Source organism: Sphingobacterium sp. UBA3519 (assembly GCF_002377215.1).
GTDB classification, from domain to species: Bacteria; Bacteroidota; Bacteroidia; order Sphingobacteriales; family Sphingobacteriaceae; genus Sphingobacterium; species Sphingobacterium multivorum.
In genome coordinates this window covers 122,839-141,565 of the sequence record NZ_DFPI01000018.1, presented here as the reverse complement: position 1 = coordinate 141,565, position 18,727 = coordinate 122,839, and the positions used below count along the sequence as shown (strand labels likewise).

The following is an 18,727-nucleotide window of genomic DNA, read 5'->3' as shown; positions in this document are numbered from 1 at the left end:
TGTTCAAAGCTGTAACGCTTGCGACGCTACAGGGGTTAAAAGTTGAATATCAAAAATTTCTACAAAGATACTAGATTATTATAGAAAAAGGACGATAAAACTACTATTTTAACACTTCATAATGTTCGACTGTTGGAAACGGATCGTAGTAATGATGTAAAAGTTTTTCCCATTCCTTAAATAATGCAGATTCTCTGAAACCGATGGTATGATCTTCCAACGTTTCCCATTCGACCAATAGAATGTACTGGTTGTCTTTCTCAATACATTTACGTAGTGAATGCGTTATATAGCCTTTACTCGCACTAATATACTGGCAAGCTGTTTTATAGTCTCTTTCAAAATTGGATTGTTGTCCTTCAATAATTTGCAATACAGCTACTTCTAAAATCATAATTTGTTTTTTTATCAAGTTTAGTAAATAACTCAAACTTAGAAAATTTGTTTCTGATATGCAATACACGAACAAGCTTACCGAACAATTTATTCTTTATTGTTTTAATATGGACTTAGACCTTAATTATCCCGCTTTGACGTATTATATCCGTATTTTAGTTGTGAAGTAATGATCTGGGTGACCAATGGAATACCCGGGTTGCGATTTTGTGCATTCCAAACTAGAGAGAGCGTTGTTCGTTGTGGTAAACCGTTCAATTCAAGGAAGGTGACATCAACATGGTATCCGTTCTTTAAAGACGAAGGAACAATGGCAACACCCAATCCCTGAGCAACCATATTGAAAATGGTCAAAGCATTCACAGTGCGCAAAGTAACTTTGGGGATAAACTTATGATCACTAAAGATACTCATGACGAGATCATAATAAGAGTGGCTATAGTTTTTGGAAAATAAGATAAATGATTCATCTTTTAAGGCGTCAAGACTTGCTTTCGGCGAATTCAATAGGGGATGATCGTTGGGTAAAACGAGACTAAAATGCTCGGTATGTATAGGCAGGCTACATAGGCCAGGTGGCGTTTCCGAAAGACGAACAAAGCCTAAGTCCAATTCTTTTTTCTCCAGCAGATCCAGCTGGGTTTCATTCGCTAGTTCGTGAAGTGATAACTCGATATCAGGTTGCTGCTGTTTTAAATTGAGTAGTAGTTCCGGCAGGATGGTCTGAACAGCCGACCCAATAAACCCCAGCTTTAAGGTACTTATTTTACCATTGGCAAAGCTTTGAAGTTGAGTTTCAATCTGATCCAAGTGCCTAAAGAGTTCTTTCACCTCCGCAAAGAGATAGATCCCAGCTTCCGTCATTTGAACATTTCGTTTATTACGCTCAAAAAGTGCTACGCCATAGGATTCCTCCAGCTGCTTAATTTGTCTGCTCAAGCCCGGCTGCGCAATAAACAATTTTTCGGCAGCCCTTCTAAAATGCAGCTCTTCTGCCAATACTTTAAAATACAGTAAGTGTCTTAGTTCTATTTGATAATTCATGGTTATCAATTGATGATAAAAATGGTATTTCTAATTATCAAATATAGCAAGTACATTTGAGTAAAGCAGATAGGAAGATGGAAAAATTTTTATACGGCAGTGGGCAGCTAACATGCTCCGTAGCCTTAGCCATAGTAAAAGGAACGGTTACGGGGGAAATATCACCCGGAGTCAAGAATAAGATCGAGCAGAGCGCCAGTTATGTCCGTAAAATAGTCGAGCGTGGTGAGGTTGTCTATGGGATTAATACCGGTTTTGGTCCCTTGTGTACCACACTTATTGACGCAAGCCAAACGCAGTTGCTACAAGAAAACATTCTAAAAAGCCATGCTGTCGGTATGGGCGAACCTATCGCCAATGATTTGGCCAAATTGATGCTTATTCTTAAAGTTCACGCGCTTTCTCAAGGATTTTCGGGTGTTCAGTATGCGACAATTGAACGGATTATTTGGCATATCGAAAACCATATCATTCCTGTGGTACCTAAGCAAGGCTCTGTCGGCGCATCGGGTGATTTGGCGCCATTGTCACATTTATTTTTACCCTTGATTGGCTTAGGAAAAGTCAACGTAGAAGGGGAAATTATGGAAACAGCTACCGTTTTGGAAAAATATGGTATGGCTCCGATGCACTTGGGCGCAAAAGAAGGTCTGGCTTTGATCAATGGAACTCAATTTATGGCAGCCCATGCTGTGATGGCTGTTGCTGAGTTAAATCGTGTACTTCAGAATGCTGATATTATTGCGACCTTAATGATTGAAGGTTTAAACGGCTCAATAAAACCATTTTTTACTGAATTACATCAATTACGCCCGCATGCCGGAAACCGTTATGTCGCTGCAAGCATTTTTAACATGCTTCATGGCTCCGCCATTTTAGAAAGCCACAAAGACTGTTCCCGCGTACAAGATCCCTATTCTTTGCGCTGTATCCCTCAAGTCCACGGAGCATCACGCAATGCTTGGCTTCATTTGAAGGAGACCATAGAAATCGAAATAAATGCAGTGACCGATAATCCTGTGATCATTAATGATGAAATAACCATTAGTGGCGGTAGCTTTCACGGACAGTCAATCGCTTTGCCTTTGGATTATGCCACACTTGCTGCATCGGAAATCGGCAATATTTCGGATCGAAGGGTTTACTTGTCTTTAGAAGGTCAAACCAACGGTGTCCCAAAATTGTTAATGAAATCAACCGGTCTCAATTCAGGATTTATGATCTTACAATATAGCACAGCCGCGATTGCAAGTGAGAATAAAGGGCTTTGTTTTCCTGCAAGTGCAGATAGTATTCCTACCTCTTTAGGCCAAGAGGACCATGTCAGTATGGGATCTATTTCCGGTCGAAAATTACTACAGGTCATTGACAATGTTGATAAAATATTAAGCATTGAACTGTTATGTGCGGCACAGGCAAAGGATTATCATCAGCCATTAAAATCGACTGCAGCATTGGAAGCTATTCATGCGAGAATTCGTCAGTCCATTCCGCATATCGAATCCGATCAACCGATGGAAGAGCTGTTGACTGAAGCATTAAGGCTCGTAAAATCGGGCGAACTGATCACATTGCATCGTCAATATGCGACGGGCGAAATTGCTGCGGATTTGAAACAAAGATTTGAAGAGTTTTAGACGAAGAAGGATGGAAAAAGAGCTAAAATTAGTTGGACCTTTTAGGCAGATATTAACCATGTCAAATATGCCCGTTAATGGGGCGCTCCATGATAAACAAATAGTTATTATTAAAGATGGAGGTATTTTAATAGCAGGTAACGATATCATGGAAGTGGCGGACTTTGAGGGATTACAACTGCAATGGGGAAAGCAAGTGGCACTTGTACATGTAGAGGAAGATCAAGTCGCCTTGCCAGGCTTTATTGATTGCCATACGCATATTGCTTTTGCCGGTAATCGAGCAAATGATTTCGCCCTCCGAAATGCAGGCTCAAGCTACCTGGAGATTGCGGCAGCTGGGGGAGGGATTTGGAGCACGGTATCACACACAAGGGATTGTGATGCAGCAGAATTGATTGATCTCACGATCCAGCGTGCAAATTTTCTGTTAAGGCAAGGAATCACAACAATTGAAGTTAAAAGCGGTTACGGTCTTAATGTTGAAGAAGAGCTGAAGATATTACGTGTCATTCAGGAGTCGGATCGTCGTACGGCATCAGACCTTGTTCCAACTTGTTTGGCGGCACATATGCTCCCGCGAGACTTCAGCGGATCGGCAAAGGATTATCTTCATCGAATTACAACAGATCTTTTTCCGCTATTAAAATCAGAAGGGCTGTCAAACCGGATTGACGCATTTATAGAAAAAACAGCGTTTCAAGGAGAAGACATTGTGGCATATTTACAAAAAGCAAAAGCAATGGGTTTTGACCTGACTATTCATGCCGATCAGTTTTCAACTTCGGGAAGTCAGATTGCAGTTGAACTCGGTGCCCAATCTGCGGATCATCTTGAGGCATCAACAGCAATTGAAATTGACCTTATTGCCCATTCAGATACAGTTGCGGTGGCGCTACCTGCGGCTTCCATCGGACTTGGATGTGGTTTTACGCCAGCTAGAAAGCTGTTGGATGCAGGTGCATGTTTGGCCATAGGAAGTGATTGGAATCCGGGTTCTGCACCCATGGGACAATTATTGACGAGTGCGAGTATTTTGGCAACAGCAGAGAAGTTGACGAACGCTGAGTTGCTTGCTGCATTAACCTATCGTGCCGCCAAAGCTTTAAACCTGTCGGATCGCGGCGTGTTAGCCAAAGGCATGAAAGCAGATTTCAGTATATTTAAAACAGCTAATTATCAGGATATTACTTACTACCAAGGAAGTTTGCAACCTACAGCAGTATGGAAAAATGGTCGGGAAGTATTCTCATTATAACAACATGGAAGATACATTTAAGAACGAGGTGGCGGAAGGTATTCCGACCGTATTGCCCCCAAAAGTAGAGCGAGATCATACCATAAGTCATGCCCCCCGACGAAAGGATATTCTCACCCGGTCGGAAGAGAAGCTGGCTTTACGGAACGCATTACGCTATTTCCCCAAACAATGGCATACCGTTTTAGCACCTGAATTTTTAGAGGAGCTCCGTAGTTACGGCCGAATATACATGTACCGCTTTAGGCCCCAATATGCAATGCACGCGCGACCGATCGCTGATTATCCAGCAGAGAGCAAGCAAGCGGCAGCGATTATGTTGATGATTCAGAACAACCTTGATCCAGCTGTAGCGCAACATCCTCATGAACTGATTACGTATGGTGGGAATGGAGCTGTTTTCCAAAATTGGGCTCAATATCGCCTCACCATGCAGTATCTTGCACAGATGACAGATGAGCAAACTTTACATCTCTACAGTGGTCATCCCATGGGTCTTTTCCCGTCGTCACAACATTCACCACGCGTTGTTGTAACGAATGGCATGATGATTCCAAACTATTCGACACCGGATGACTGGGAGCGTTTTAACGCCTTAGGCGTTACGCAATATGGACAGATGACAGCAGGTTCCTATATGTATATTGGTCCCCAGGGTATAGTACATGGCACCACAATTACTGTCATGAACGCTTTCCGAAAACACTTAGCAGCAGATGATACAATTCAGGGCAAGGTATTTTTGACTTCTGGCTTGGGGGGAATGAGTGGCGCACAACCTAAAGCAGGTAATATTGCCGGCTGTATCACCGTATGCGCTGAAATAAATCCCGCTGCGGCAAAGAAACGGCATGAACAAGGTTGGGTAGACCGATTGATCGAAAACATCGATGAACTTGTTGAACAGGTACGGTTGGTGATGGATCAAAAGGAGACCGTATCCTTTGCCTATATCGGTAATATTGTCGAAGTGTGGGAAGCCTTTGATAACGAAAATATTCACATCACTGTCGGATCTGATCAGACATCATTACATAATCCTTGGTCTGGAGGCTATTATCCAATGGGGCTGACCTTTGCAGAATCCAATGCTTTGTTGGCGAGTGATCCTGACAGATTTAAGCAATGTGTACAAGAAAGCCTTGTACGACATGTTGATGCCATCAATAAGCATGTATCCAAAGGAACTTATTTTTTTGATTACGGTAATGCGTTTCTCTTGGAAAGCAGTCGCGCTGGTGCAGCCGTATGGAATAATGACAAGGATCAATTCCGCTACCCATCTTATGTGCAGGATATTCTTGGTCCAATGTGTTTCGACTATGGTTTTGGACCTTTTCGGTGGGTTTGTACCTCAGGAAAGGCTTCGGATCTTCAAAAATCAGACGAAATAGCCATGACAGTTTTGGAAAATCTCCGAAAAGAGGCCCCAGTGGAAATTCAACAGCAGATGCAAGATAATATACAGTGGATTAAAGAAGCTGGAAAAAATAGACTTGTGGTAGGCTCTCAGGCTCGTATCCTGTATGCAGATTCCAATGGACGAATTGCAATAGCAAAGGCTTTTAATGACGCTGTAAAAAGTGGCTTATTTGAGGCACCTATTGTTTTGGGAAGAGACCATCATGATGTGAGCGGTACCGATTCACCTTATCGGGAGACCAGTAATATTTACGATGGAAGTCAATATACAGCAGATATGGCTATTCATAACGTCATCGGAGACAGTTTCCGCGGGGCCACTTGGGTCTCTATTCACAATGGCGGCGGAGTTGGTTGGGGAGAGGTCATCAACGGTGGCTTTGGTTTACTGCTAGATGGCTCAGGGGAAGCAGCTGTTAAATTGGAAAAGATGCTGTATTTTGATGTCAATAATGGGATCGCTAGGCGTGCTTGGGCTAGAAATAAGGAAGCTAATCAGGCGCTAGATCGTGCAATGGAGGGAAATACGGCATTGCAAGTTACGCGCGCGCAACTTGTAGATGACGATATTATTGAACAATTATTTGATCTGAACGAATGAACTTTTTGTTGAATAATCCAGAAATATACAGCAAAGGTGACCAAGCGGTATGGAAAGGGCGTATCGATGGCCAGGATCGTGAATGGATGCGTTGGCATCAATTAATGGATTGTGTTGATCTTCTCGAGCAGCCTGATTTAAGACAGTCCTTCGCTTTTCTGGGATTCTGTAGCGATGAGGGGGTCGGACGCAATCAAGGTCGTGTAGGAGCCAAGGACGGACCCACAGCACTTCGGAATGTCTTAACAAACCTTCCTGTACATTTTTCAGATAAATTACAACTTAAAGATTGTGGTGATATATTGATAAAAGACAGTGATTTAGAGCTGTCGCAGCAGGGTTTAAGTTCTGCCTTAAATTGTATTCTTGAACAAGAAGGATTTCCAGTCATCTTGGGTGGCGGCCATGAAGTAACCTATGGCCATTATTTGGGTGTTAAAGAATTTCTTAAGAGCCGTGATCAAAGTCTAGGCATTATTAATTTGGATGCCCATTTAGACATCCGTCCATTGCACGACGGCAAAGGGAATTCGGGAACGGGCTTCTATCAAATCGAGCAGGACCAGTCTAATGCAGGTTTGCCATTTCATTACCTGGCAATTGGTATTCAAGAAATTAGTAATACCAAAGGATTGCTCGACTATGCCAAAGCGAAGAAAGTACAGATTATAGGGCGACAGGGTCTGGTCGTTGAGAAACTTGATTTCATTCGCGACAAAATTGTACGTTTTGCCAAATCAGTAGATTATGTATATTTGACGGTTGATCTTGATGCTTTCGCTGCAGCTTATGCGCCGGGAGTAAGTGCATTGGCATTTAACGGTATAGTGCCCGATCATTTGTTCTTTACGATCTACGATATTCTACTGGATCTGCCCAACTTAAAATCTGTCGATTTTGCTGAATTTAATCCCCATTTTGATATCGATTCTAGAACGGCGAAATTAACAGCTGATCTGATCTTCAAGTTGATAAACAAACTTGCCATTAAATTTGATCAGCAACTAGCCAGTAGATAAACAGAAAAAAAGATGGGTAAATTGCGACAGCAATCTAACCATCTTTCTGCATATTGGTCGAGGCCTTAAAAAAGCACATCGGCCAATGTCGGATCCTTATCAAAAACTGATTTTGCAAAAGGACATAAAGGCATAATTTTTAAATTTTCTTGACGTGCATAAGTCACTGCCGCCATCAATAGCTGTTTACCTAGCCCTTTTCCTGCATATTCAGAACTTACTTCCGTATGATCTATAATGAATTTTGTGGGGCCAGCCCAGGTATAAGTCATTTGCGCAACTGATTTTCCTTGATCGATAACCTCAAAGCTACCATGTTTATCGTCATTTTTTTGTATTACTTCCATGAGCATGATTTAATGAATGAAAAGTACAAATTAAACAAAATCCAGCAATATATAACATGACATTAGTTGAGAAAAACAGCTGTTTTACCAGTTAGATGGCATAATTTGCTTTTGTGTTTTGTAAAATTGCAGCGATTCTTTTAAATAGCTAATATTTTTAGTATGTTTGCTTTGCGTTATGAGTGTAAATCAAAGCAAAAGACAAGAATTTGCCATTGTGGACATAGAGACTACAGGTGGCCATGCAAAATCGAGCCGGATCACCGAAGTTGCCATTATTATTCATGATGGTAACCAGGTTTTGGAACGTTGGGAGACCTTGGTTAATCCAGGGAAAGAAATTCCAAATTCAATTTTTGCGCTTACGGGAATAGACAATGATATGGTGAAAGATGCTCCATTATTTGATCAAGTTGCCGAACACATTTATGGAATGCTCAAAGACCGTATTTTTGTTGCGCATAATGTAAACTTTGATTATTCATTCATTCGGTTTCAGCTTCAGGAATCGGGCTTCGAGTGGTCAGCAATAAAATTATGTACAGTACGCTATGCCCGAAAAATCAAGCCCGGATTATTGTCCTATAGTTTGGGACGTCTATGTGATTATTTAGATATCCCAATTGAAAATAGACACCGTGCGGGTGGCGACGCCGATGCAACAGCCATTCTCTTTGCTTATTTGAAAGTGCTAGATACCGAACAGGTATTTCAGGATATGATTAAACATAAAGCGCTAGACCAACGTTTTCCACCGCATTTAAATCCCTTGGAATATGAACAATTGCCCAATGATCCCGGGGTCTATTATTTTCATGACAAAGCTGGAAAAGTAATTTATGTTGGCAAGGCTGTAAATATAAAAAAAAGAGTATTGTCCCATTTTACAGGGAATAATATTCAAGCGCAAAGGCAACATTTCTTAAAAGAAATTCATCATATAAGTTATGAGTGCTGCGGAACTGAGCTGATGTCATTGTTATTGGAATGTGCGGAAATTAAAAAGTTCTGGCCAAAATATAATAGGGCACTTAAACGGTATGAGCCTAAATTCGGTTTATTTTCTTATGAGGACCAAAATGGCTATCTCCATCTGGCTATAGGGAAGACGACAAGGGGACAAGCATGTATTCAGCTGTTTCAGCGTGAATATGACGCTATTCAGTTGCTGCAAAGCTTTATTCAGCATGACGCTATTAATCCGCAATTTTGTCAGTTTGGGCACGCCAGTTTGTCTACGAAATCCATCAAGAAGACCGAATTGCCCGATCGAGACCTACACAATACCCGGGTGGAACGTTGTATTGAGGATTGGCTCAAACAGCAGCCATCGTATGTATTGATCGATAAAGGACGTAATTCTGATGAAAAAAGTTGCATTGTCATTGAAAATGGTATTTTTTATGGAATGGGATATATGGATCAATACGGCCAGTACAGCGGGTTTGAAGATATAAAAGGACAAGTTAAAAGATATCAGAGCAATCACTACATGATGGAATTGGTCAAAATGGCAGCAGAAAGACATCCCGCTAAAGTACATTTCTTAACAAAATCAAAGATTTTACCTGACGTTGCGGCAGAGCCCACTTTCTCTTACGAGAAATTGACTCCGAATAGTCTATTTAATTTCTATTAACAGCATATTTTCAAGTCATATTTTGGGAATTTTTTCCGTTTAGTCATTTCAATCTCAGTAATCTGTTAAAGAAATGTGAAATCGCAAATCGCGCGCGATTTTGGTCAAATAGTTGAAATATTCTTTGTGTAGAATATTAAAAAAAGACTTTTCATAATTTAGGTTAATAATTGGTTAGTTAAAAACCTGGGGCTCCCAACCTCAGGTTTTCTTTTTTTTATATTTCCGAACAAGAATTTTAGGTGAAGTATTCCTTTTATTTTGATTATTCAAAATAAATCAGTGTTTTTTTTTATTTGAAGTGTATGTTTCAATTTATTGGTTTTCAATTGATTAATATTTGTCCCCCTTTTGTCCCCCTAAGTTTTTTCTCTCTATAGTTAGTTTAAGTTACTTTAGTGTCAGCGTACTGTAATAGCGGAATTAGTAAAACAAAGATGGGGCGTTTTCTAAAAGTAGCTGCGGTATATCTTATCCATATCTTTATATATAAAAAGGGCCTTTGGCCCTTTTTTTATTCCTAATTCAGATTCCCTTATTTTAACCCAAAGATACCTTGACCTAGATTTTGATATAGATCTTTTTCTTTCGTAAATAATAGGCGATCAACCAATTCAAAGCGACAAATAGCAATGCAAATAGGGCGGAGGATAATTGTTGATTATGCCAACCAACAAACAGGAAATGATAGCTAAAGTTCCAAAGGTTTTGATGTTTATCCCCAATGAGAATAAATGAACAAATCGTAGGGATTAGTCCGCTAAGACAATAGATAAATAGTGTATTCCTGCCGAAGTCGTCAAAGACAGTATAAAATATCCCTCTGATGTTTTGAAATTCGATGAGATAGATTAATATACCAAGAAAAGAGATGGCAATACCCGTTGTGAATACGCAGTAACTGCTGGTCCAGATTTTCTTATTAATAGGAAAAGCAAATGACCATAGATAGCCTACTAAAATAAAGACCAGGCCTACGACAAATAGGTTCATCAGTTCACTTTTGCCGGTCAGTTTTTGAATAATGTATTTTCCTGTGATATACCCGAATATCGTTTGACTGATGGCCGGAAATACGCTCCAGACATCCTCTGGATCAAATGCTGTTCCTTCGCCGTGATAGAGGTGGGATGCACCAAAGATTCGGATATCTAGTGTCGTTCCAAACCAACCTTCCAGACTGTAAGGATCTGCTGGATTACCGTAATAGCAAATTAGCCAATAGAGGAGTAGCAGGAAGATACTAATAACTGCAGCACCTTTAGCCCTAAAATAGTATAGTATCATTGCCGTGCTGAAATAGCAGATTGCAATACGTTGCAGCACCCCAAAATACCTGTACTTGGCAAAGGGAATCCACTCGAGCTGGTGAAGACTATTCCATTCCGCAAAGGGGAAAATATTTAAAAACAGACCAAGTAGAAAAAGGATGATTGTTCTCTTGAGAATTTTATTCCAATATCGTGTGGGGGCTAACTGGTCGCTGTTTTTTAAAGAAAATGCCATAGCGTTTCCGACAGCAAATAGGAAAAATGGAAATATAAGATCTGTAAACGTACATCCATGCCAAATGGAATGTTCAAGTGGAGGAAATACATGATGATAGTTGCCAGGATTATTGACGAGAATCATAGCCGCGAGTGTAAACCCACGGAAAATATCCAGTGATTTAAAACGAGTCATAATAAAGTGTATTGGTAAAAAAGGCTGTTCAAGGATACTCCTTTGAACAGCCTATGTTTGGTCTAATTAATAGCCTGGATTTTGAGTCAGGCTCGGGTTTGCCTGCAGTTCCAATAATGGTATTGGAAGGAGCAGGCTATTTTGGTTAAAATTATACTTAATCAACGTAGGGCTACTCTGCTTGCCGTTATCGCATGTAAATTTGATTTCATTTAATTTATTCATCACATCTACTGTGACACCATAACGGTTTAAATCATCCCACCGTTGCCCTTCAAAAGCTAGTTCTAATCGGCGCTCGTTGAGAATGATGGCCTTTAGGGCACTGGAGCTGATACCGGATAAATCGGCGAGCCCTGCGCGATGACGGATGACATTAAGGGTATTTATTGCCCCTGAAGTATTTCCCAGTGCGTTTTGAGCTTCTGCTTTGAGCAGAATGATGTCCGCAAGTCGTAAAAGGTAAAAATGATCGCCACTTTGGAAGCTGTTGGCATGTTTTTGCTTTACGTTAAATGGGATTTCTGTCGCAGCATCTCCGCAGGGATTCCAAAATTCATCCGCCCAAGGAACTGAATAGAACCAAATGTTGGCGTTCTTTCGTTCGGTGTCGCCAGCATTGTCATAAGCTTCGACAAGATCTTTCGATGGTGTTCCATATCGGCGCCATTCGTTTTCGTTGATTTTGCCATTTTCATCAAGATCCGGGAAAAAGAATGCGCCACCCCAGCAGCTTAGATTGGGACTGCCGGCGATATAGGGAATCTCAATGATAGATTCACTATTATAGTTGTGTTTGCCGTCAAAAAGATCCGCATAGTTTTGAAGGAGCTGGTAACCACCTTTTCCAGCGATCACTGCATCGGCGTATTGCAATACCTTATTGTAATCTCGATCAGGGCGTTGTGCCCATATCTTGGTCAGTAAGGCATTTGCAGCCCCTTTTGTTGCTCTGACCTTGTCAATGGAAGGTTGCCCAAATCCATCGGGTAGGTTGTTTGCAGCAACTTGCAGATCCGAATCGATAAAATCATAAACCTCGGCTACAGTTGATCGCTTGATGCGTAATACTTCTGCATCTGTACTGTTGGAGTGTTTTTCCAAGGGCACACCACCATAAAGCTTGACCAATTGATAATAATGGAAGGCCCTTAAAAATGAAGCTTCTCCAAGAATTTGTTTGCGTCTTTCATCCGAAAAAGTAGGATCTGTGACCTTATCAACGTTGTCAATAACGATATTGCATTTTGAGATTGCTCCATACAGTTCTTCCCAGTCCCTGCGTACCATTTCATTGGTATTGGTGATGTTATTATAGTCAATTTGTGCAAAATCTATTTCGCCACCACCGGCAGCATGGGCATTATCAGAGCGAATATCTGTTTGCAGAATCATTTCCCATTGATAATAATTGGCATTGCTACCTGGACGAGTGCCATTGCCTATAAAAGAATTATAGGCTCCGTTTAATGCTTTCTCAATATTGTCTCCTGTGAGATAGGCATTTTCGCTCGTTACCGTGGAGGTAGGCTGAAGATCTAAAAACTTTTTGCAGGAATTTAGAGTAAGCGATGTCAATAAGGCTATGGCCAATGAAGTATATCTAGTTGATTTCATTTTTTGTAAGCTAAAAGGTTAAAAAGTTAGGTTTAAACCAACAATAAAGGTGCGTGCCTGCGGCGAAGTACCAAAATCGATACCGGGCGCCATATTGGAGCTCACGGTTTGCTGATTAGTTCCCCCATACATGCTTACCTCAGGATCCAAACCTGAGTATTTGGTGAATGTTAACAGATTCTCGCCCGTCACATAAAAACGGACCTTATTGAGCTTCCATCTTTCAAGCACTTGTTTAGGTAGCGTGTAGGCCAGGGTCATCGATTTTACCCTGAGGTAAGAACCTTTCTCTACAAAACGGGAGGAAATTTGTGAATTGTAGTTGTCATCTGTATTGTTTAGATCCGGACGTGGCATAGTACTGTTGTTGTTATCAACAGTCCATCTGTTTAACACGGCAACACTTTGGTTTCTCGGTTCCCACATACCTTCTGTATAAATACGCGTCGCATTAAGGATATCATTTCCCTGTACCCCCTGTAAGAAAAAGGAAAAGTTGAAGTTCTTATAGCTGAAATCATTGGTCATGCCATAAGAGAATTTTGGTGTAGCATTCCCGATGATAGCCATATCACTCGTTTGAAGACCTGTTTCCGGATCAGCCATCTGATAGATCATATCTCCGGTCTCTGGATTGACGCCTTTTGCGATATAGCCCCAGAAGGACCCCAATGCAACGCCTTCTTTTGCAATCGTACTATTACCCCGACCATCGATATTTCCGTCATAATAGGTTCCGCCATCAATATTCAGGACTTTATTGCGATTGAGCCCAAAGGTCACAGTTGTATTCCATTTGAAATCGTGAACGAAATTTCGGCTACTCAATTCGAATTCAAAACCTCTATTTTGTAGGTCGCCTAAGTTTTTCAGCGCAGTTCTATAGCCCGAACTGTACGGAACCCTTGAGCTGAGAAGTAGGCCTACAGTCCTTTTTGCATAATAATCTGCACCAAATATCAATCTCGAATTAAAGAAACTGGCATCCACACCAATATCGGTCTGATTTGTTGTTTCCCATTTTAAATTGGGATTGTCCAGGGTAGCAGGCGTATAACCGGGTACAACTTGGTCGCCGATGTTATATGATCCTGTCACGTCGACTAAACCGAGATAGGAAAAGGCCGGAATTTGGCTATTTCCAACTTTACCCCAACTCGCACGGATTTTCAAATCGTTTACGGTGTTTTTCAGCGAACTGAAGAAATCTTCATTGGATAAACGCCAACCGGCAGAGAAAGAAGGGAAGTAGCCCCAGCGGTTATTTGGGCCAAATACAGATGATGCGTCAGCCCGCAGATTTGCTGTAAATAGGTACTTGTCGTTATAATCATAACCAATTTTTGCGATGCCAGATACAGTGGATACAGCGGCGTCTACTGCCGTAGGCATCGCTGTGATCATCGAACCACCATTGACCGTGTGGATTGCTGGATTAGCAAAATTTTGCGTAGCAATATTTGAGGTTGTTGTTTGTGTTTTCGTTGTAATATAGCCTAATAAGCCTGTAAAATGGTGCTTGTCACTAAAGGTTCTATTATAGTTTAATGTATTTTCGGACATCCAATACTGATTGTCCTGCTGCTGGAGCGTTGCCATACCCTTATATTTTCGACCTTCCGTTGTACGAAAAGGATCTACGAAACTGCGGTACTGGTTGTTAAATTTCTCATACCCAAACAGCGATTTGAATTTTAATCCAGGTAGGATATTGGCTTCCACAAAGGCATTTCCTGTAAATCTGTTGTTGATATAGCTGTGCTCGTTGCCTGTTGCCAATGCAACGGGGTTGTCAAGATCTGTATAGAATGGATCTACTGTGAAAGAACCTTTGTCGCCATATATTCCGATTACTGGAGAGCCCAGATAAGCATTCATGATGACTCCATTTCGGGAGTTCTCGGTAATATCCACGTCGTACCAACGGTTGTACGATAAGCTGGTCCCCACCTTAAAGATTTTATTGATCTGATGATCCAAATTAACCTTGAAATTGACCTTGTTTACTGTATTTGTGATGACCGTACCATTATCTTTTTGATAAGATCCCGAGATGTAAAACCCTGTCTTTTCATCTCCACCGCGTACTGAAGCCTGGTATTTTTGGCTGTGACCGGTGCGGAATAGCTGATCTGGCCAGTTTGTATCAGCGGTATATTTCGACCAATCCAAGGCTTCTCCCATCTCAGTCATTAATTCTCTATATTGTGCCGCATTTAGAACACTAGGCTTTTTTCTGATGCCTGAAAATCCTTGATAGGTTTCGAAATTTACCTGTGTCTTACCGTTTGTTCCTCTTTTGGTTGTAATCAATACAACGCCATTTGCGCCAGAAGATCCATAGACAGCGGCTGAAGCAGCATCCTTTAATACAGAAATGCTTTGAATATCGGATGGATTGAGCTCCGATATGTTTTCAGTAGGAACACCATCTACAATGTATAATGGATTGCTACCTGCAGTAATTGTTGAAGTTCCGCGAACGCGAATAGAGAAACCAGCTTGAGGTTGTCCGGAAGATTTTACAATTTCCACCCCCGCCATTTTGCCCTCCATAGCACTCGCTAATTGGGTCACAGGGCGATCTTCAATATCTTTTGTACTCATGGTTGCAATGGCTCCCGTGATGTCTTTTTTCTTCTGTGTTCCAAAACCGACCACAACGATCTGTTCCAGTTGGTTGTTGGCAGTTTTTAGCTGTATATTGAGGTAACTATTGGAACCTACCGTACTACTGATAGTCTCATAACCTATTGAACTAAAGCTGAGTTGATGGGTAGTAGTCGCTTCAATAGAAAACTCACCTTTACTGTCTGTTTCCGTTTGTTTACCTGTTGTTGTATTGCGGATGGTGACCCCTGTTAATGCTTTACCGTCGCCATCGGTAACGCGCCCTTTGACAAGCTGTTGTATATTGATCGTGTTTCTTAAAGGTATGTCATTTATTTTCTTTTTTAGGACAATGGTGTTGTTGACAATTTTGTATGAATACGACAGCTCTTTCAGGTTGTCATCCAGAATTTCAACAATAGAACCATCTTTATGGTTTATGCGGATTTTTTGGTTATCATTAATCTGTGAGTTATCGTACAGAAACACATAAGAACTCTGACGCTCGATTTCTTTAGCAAACTTTGCCAAAGTGTATTCCTTGTCTTGTAACTTGATTTTAGATTGGTTTACATTCGCCATCGCCAAATTATTTGCATGGGAAACGCATTGGATAGCAAGTAAAGCAGCAAATAGTTTTGCCTTTTTACCAGCCCCTTGGATGGTTTTAAGTTTGTGCATAATTAGTTGGGTAAGTTTGTTTTATATTAGATAATTTAGAGTTCAACTTCAATTTTATTGTTTTCCAATCGGCATTTTATATCCAGAAAGTTGAGGGTCTCAACCAGTTGCTGGGCAGTTGAATTGCGTTTTATCTTACCTGTCAGTTCACGCTTTTCATTTGTTCCTTTATACACGATATCCACATTATACCAGCGTTTTATGGCGGCAAGCGCATCTTTAATGGGTGTCGATTCGAAATAGAAAAAACCATTTTTCCAGGCCATTGCTTCTTCGATATTGGCTTCTGCTACGATAAGATTCCCGCCAGTGGTAAATGCTGCTTGACCAGGTTTCAGCATTTTTGACTTACCGAATTGCGAGACTTGTACAGAACCTGCTATAAGTGTGGTTTTATTGTTTTCATTTGGATAAGAGCGTACATTAAAATGGGTTCCGAATACACGAATGGTCTGTTCATTGGATCGCACATAGAAGGGGCGCTTGCTATCGTGGCTGACCTCAAAATAGCCCTCCCCAGATAATTTTACTTCCCGGCTATTCGACGCAAAAGATTCAGGAAACGTCAGCACGGATCCAGCATTTAGCCACACCTTACTGCCATCGGCCAAAATGATCGTATACTCTGTTCCAATCGGGGTTTCAATGGTATTGGTACGGCTTGTAGCAGTTTTCCTACTGGCTGTAAATTGATATTGCACGGTTCCGGAAGCAGTCGTAATTACTTTCACCTGTTCATCCTGATGGAGAACGCTCTGTTGCTGGGCAGAAAGATCAATTTTAGTTCCATCGGCTAAAGTTAATACGGCCGCCTTAATGCCCGGGTGAACCTGTTGTTGCATCTTCACGGCTACCCGCTGGCTATCTCCAGATGTTCTTTTAACAAGGTAAAGGGGTAATATAAACAACAGTGCCAAAGCAGCAGCTATTCCACCCAACTTCACCCGTTGCGGAATTCGCCTGATTTTTGACGCTTGGATTTCCTGCTTTATATTGGAAAATAACAGCTCTTTGAGTTGTTGTTCATCGGTTGCCAGCCCCTCAGGAATAGGGAGAGGTTCGCCATTACTTGTTTCATACCACTCTTGCAATTCGGCTTCCTCTTCAGGGGTACATGTGCCTTGAAGCCATTTGTAAGCCAATTGCTTTATCCGGAATTGATTATGATCAACCATATTTAGGGGTTATTTATATATAGAGTCCCTAGATTGGGTTGATACCCTGACAAGTAGAGAAAAAAAATCACAAAGTAATCAGAAAGCGCTGAATACCAGCGCGTATTTTTTTTAAGGCACGGCTTAATTGGGTTTCGACCGTTTTCACAGAGATGTTCATGTGCTCAGCGATCTGTTTATAAGTGAGTCCTTCTTCGCGGGATAATTTGAAAACAAGCTGGCATTTTTCGGGCAGTTCCGAAACAAGCTGATCCAGCCGAACTCGAAGTTCTTCAAACTGAAGCCAATCTTCCGTCGAGTTATCGAAATCGGCCCATTCCGTATCGTGTTTAAAAACTTCCTGCTTGTATTGTTGCGCCAGATATTTAAAGACTTTGTATTTAACGGCCACAGCGAGGTAGGAGGCGAGATTGCTTTCAATTTGGAGTTGATGGCGTCTCAGCCAAAGCGAAGTAAAGATGTTTTGAACGATTTCCTGCGCGTCTTCCAGCGAATTTGTTTTGCGCGCAGCCTGGTAATAAAGCTTTTTCCAATAGCGATCATAAAAAGCTTCGAAAGCTAAGCTATCGTCTTGTTGAACCAATACAATCAACTCTTCATCTGAATGGCCTCCAAAATCTTTCATGCAAGACAATAATTTGTTTTTCTACGGTTAACGACGTGTAATGCGAATCGCGCCATAAATGTAGGGACTAAATTGGCAATAATGCAACTTTAATCTGTAAAAGCTGGTTTTGAACAGCTAAATACCTATTTTACAAAGACCAAGGGGAGGGCAAATAGGCAAAAAAAAAGAGTATCTGTTGATTCAGGTACTCTTTTTTTACGGGTACTTCTTAGAAGTTTGGTTTCAACAAGTATTTGTCGTAGAATCGGAAAATATGATCCGCAGCCTCTTCGGCAGTATCGACAATACGGTATAGTTTCAAATCTTCTTCGCTGATATATTTGTTAGGAATCATTGTATTCTGAACCCAGTCCATCAACCCTTTCCAATATTCAGAGCCAACCAACACGATCGGAAAACGTGCAATTTTGCCGGTTTGAATCAATGTGATTGCTTCAAAAAGCTCATCCATGGTTCCAAAGCCTCCTGGCATAACAATATAACCCTGAGAATACTTCATGAACATCACTTTTCTGACGAAAAAGTACTTGAATTCAAGTAGTTTGTCGCGATCAATATATTTGTTGTGAAACTGCTCAAATGGTAATTCAATATTTAGACCAACAGACTTTCCTCCGGATTCATAAGCACCTTTATTGGCTGCTTCCATAATTCCAGGTCCACCGCCCGAGATAATACCATAACCGCGTTCTGTCAATAAACTGGCAATATCGACCGCCATTTGATAATATTTGTGTTCACGTGGCGTACGTGCTGATCCAAATATCGATACACAGGGACCAATTTTTGCCAATTTCTCAAATCCGTCCACAAACTCTGACATCACTTTAAAAATCTGCCATGAGTCCTTAACTTTAATTTCCTGCCATGTTTTGTTTTCAAATGCGCGGATAATTTTATCTTCTTTTGTAATGTCCATATATAACGTTATACATTTAATTCTAAATTCCAATTTTTCAAAAAGGAATAC

General features: G+C 41.0%; 14 protein-coding genes. 5 read left to right on the top strand and 9 right to left on the bottom strand.

Annotation, left to right across the window (positions count from 1 at the left end; genetic code table 11):
* Window positions 1-103: 103 nt before the first annotated feature.
* On the bottom strand, window positions 104-394 hold the full coding sequence (locus B3297_RS08865; RefSeq protein ID WP_046673491.1) for an antibiotic biosynthesis monooxygenase family protein: 291 nt from the start codon (window positions 392-394) through the stop codon (window positions 104-106).
* 122 nt (window positions 395-516) lie between these two features.
* Entirely contained in the window at window positions 517-1,440 is a 924-nt protein-coding gene (locus tag B3297_RS08860; RefSeq protein WP_070563954.1) for a LysR family transcriptional regulator, read from the bottom strand.
* Window positions 1,441-1,517: 77 nt separating this feature from the next.
* On the opposite strand from B3297_RS08860, the gene hutH reads away from it, so the two are divergent.
* The 4 genes from hutH to hutG are packed head-to-tail and all read left to right on the top strand — an operon-like array spanning window position 1,518 to window position 7,377.
* Window positions 1,518-3,077 (top strand): histidine ammonia-lyase, encoded by a 1,560-nt coding sequence (hutH, locus tag B3297_RS08855; protein WP_286778792.1) that lies wholly within the window; start codon window positions 1,518-1,520, stop codon window positions 3,075-3,077.
* Between the two features lie 58 nt (window positions 3,078-3,135).
* Entirely contained in the window at window positions 3,136-4,335 is a 1,200-nt protein-coding gene (gene hutI, locus B3297_RS08850) for an imidazolonepropionase (RefSeq protein WP_286778791.1), read from the top strand.
* Window positions 4,336-4,339: 4 nt separating this feature from the next.
* Window positions 4,340-6,358 (top strand): urocanate hydratase, encoded by a 2,019-nt coding sequence (locus B3297_RS08845; protein WP_286778790.1) that lies wholly within the window; start codon window positions 4,340-4,342, stop codon window positions 6,356-6,358.
* Window positions 6,355-7,377, top strand: coding sequence for a formimidoylglutamase (gene hutG / locus B3297_RS08840; RefSeq protein WP_286778789.1), 1,023 nt, complete (start codon window positions 6,355-6,357; stop codon window positions 7,375-7,377). Before B3297_RS08845 ends, hutG begins: the two co-directional genes overlap by 4 nt.
* A 65-nt stretch (window positions 7,378-7,442) precedes the next feature.
* Here the strand turns inward: hutG and B3297_RS08835 are convergent, their stop codons facing one another.
* Window positions 7,443-7,724: a GNAT family N-acetyltransferase gene (locus B3297_RS08835; RefSeq protein WP_112374089.1), complete on the bottom strand. Its 282-nt coding sequence runs from the start codon at window positions 7,722-7,724 to the stop codon at window positions 7,443-7,445.
* 178 nt (window positions 7,725-7,902) lie between these two features.
* Here B3297_RS08835 and B3297_RS08830 point away from each other — a divergent pair, with 178 nt between their 5' ends.
* Window positions 7,903-9,363 (top strand): exonuclease domain-containing protein, encoded by a 1,461-nt coding sequence (locus B3297_RS08830; protein ID WP_286778788.1) that lies wholly within the window; start codon window positions 7,903-7,905, stop codon window positions 9,361-9,363.
* Between the two features lie 561 nt (window positions 9,364-9,924).
* On the opposite strand, the gene B3297_RS08825 is transcribed toward B3297_RS08830, so the two are convergent.
* From B3297_RS08825 to B3297_RS08800, 6 genes are all read right to left on the bottom strand, one after another.
* Complete coding sequence (locus B3297_RS08825) at window positions 9,925-11,046, bottom strand: acyltransferase family protein (RefSeq protein ID WP_286778787.1); 1,122 nt, start codon at window positions 11,044-11,046, stop codon at window positions 9,925-9,927.
* Between the two features lie 66 nt (window positions 11,047-11,112).
* Complete coding sequence (locus B3297_RS08820; RefSeq protein WP_070563972.1) at window positions 11,113-12,663, bottom strand: RagB/SusD family nutrient uptake outer membrane protein; 1,551 nt, start codon at window positions 12,661-12,663, stop codon at window positions 11,113-11,115.
* Window positions 12,664-12,681: 18 nt separating this feature from the next.
* A complete protein-coding gene (locus tag B3297_RS08815) occupies window positions 12,682-15,954 on the bottom strand; it encodes a TonB-dependent receptor (protein ID WP_286778786.1) in 3,273 nt (1,090 codons plus the stop codon).
* Between the two features lie 35 nt (window positions 15,955-15,989).
* Window positions 15,990-17,129 (bottom strand): FecR family protein, encoded by a 1,140-nt coding sequence (locus B3297_RS08810; protein ID WP_070563977.1) that lies wholly within the window; start codon window positions 17,127-17,129, stop codon window positions 15,990-15,992.
* Window positions 17,130-17,196: 67 nt separating this feature from the next.
* Entirely contained in the window at window positions 17,197-17,754 is a 558-nt protein-coding gene (locus tag B3297_RS08805; RefSeq protein WP_070563980.1) for an RNA polymerase sigma-70 factor, read from the bottom strand.
* A 211-nt stretch (window positions 17,755-17,965) separates the two neighbouring features.
* Window positions 17,966-18,670, bottom strand: a complete 705-nt coding sequence (locus B3297_RS08800; protein ID WP_046673602.1) for a TIGR00730 family Rossman fold protein — start codon at window positions 18,668-18,670, stop codon at window positions 17,966-17,968.
* Window positions 18,671-18,727: the final 57 nt, after the last annotated feature.

Bases quoted from the DNA above. Each gene is read 5' to 3' on its own strand.
- hutI (WP_286778791.1), top strand. From the start codon at position 3,136: ATGTCAAATATGCCCGTTAATGGGGCGCTCCATGATAAACAAATAGTT.
- B3297_RS08830 (WP_286778788.1), top strand. From the start codon at position 7,903: ATGAGTGTAAATCAAAGCAAAAGACAAGAATTTGCCATTGTGGACATA.
- B3297_RS08845 (WP_286778790.1), top strand. From the start codon at position 4,340: ATGGAAGATACATTTAAGAACGAGGTGGCGGAAGGTATTCCGACCGTA.
- B3297_RS08860 (WP_070563954.1), bottom strand. From the start codon at position 1,440: ATGAATTATCAAATAGAACTAAGACACTTACTGTATTTTAAAGTATTG.
- B3297_RS08865 (WP_046673491.1), bottom strand. From the start codon at position 394: ATGATTTTAGAAGTAGCTGTATTGCAAATTATTGAAGGACAACAATCC.
- B3297_RS08805 (WP_070563980.1), bottom strand. From the start codon at position 17,754: ATGAAAGATTTTGGAGGCCATTCAGATGAAGAGTTGATTGTATTGGTT.
- B3297_RS08835 (WP_112374089.1), bottom strand. From the start codon at position 7,724: ATGGAAGTAATACAAAAAAATGACGATAAACATGGTAGCTTTGAGGTT.
- B3297_RS08820 (WP_070563972.1), bottom strand. From the start codon at position 12,663: ATGAAATCAACTAGATATACTTCATTGGCCATAGCCTTATTGACATCG.
- B3297_RS08825 (WP_286778787.1), bottom strand. From the start codon at position 11,046: ATGACTCGTTTTAAATCACTGGATATTTTCCGTGGGTTTACACTCGCG.
- hutH (WP_286778792.1), top strand. From the start codon at position 1,518: ATGGAAAAATTTTTATACGGCAGTGGGCAGCTAACATGCTCCGTAGCC.
- hutG (WP_286778789.1), top strand. From the start codon at position 6,355: ATGAACTTTTTGTTGAATAATCCAGAAATATACAGCAAAGGTGACCAA.
- B3297_RS08810 (WP_070563977.1), bottom strand. From the start codon at position 17,129: ATGGTTGATCATAATCAATTCCGGATAAAGCAATTGGCTTACAAATGG.
- B3297_RS08815 (WP_286778786.1), bottom strand. From the start codon at position 15,954: ATGCACAAACTTAAAACCATCCAAGGGGCTGGTAAAAAGGCAAAACTA.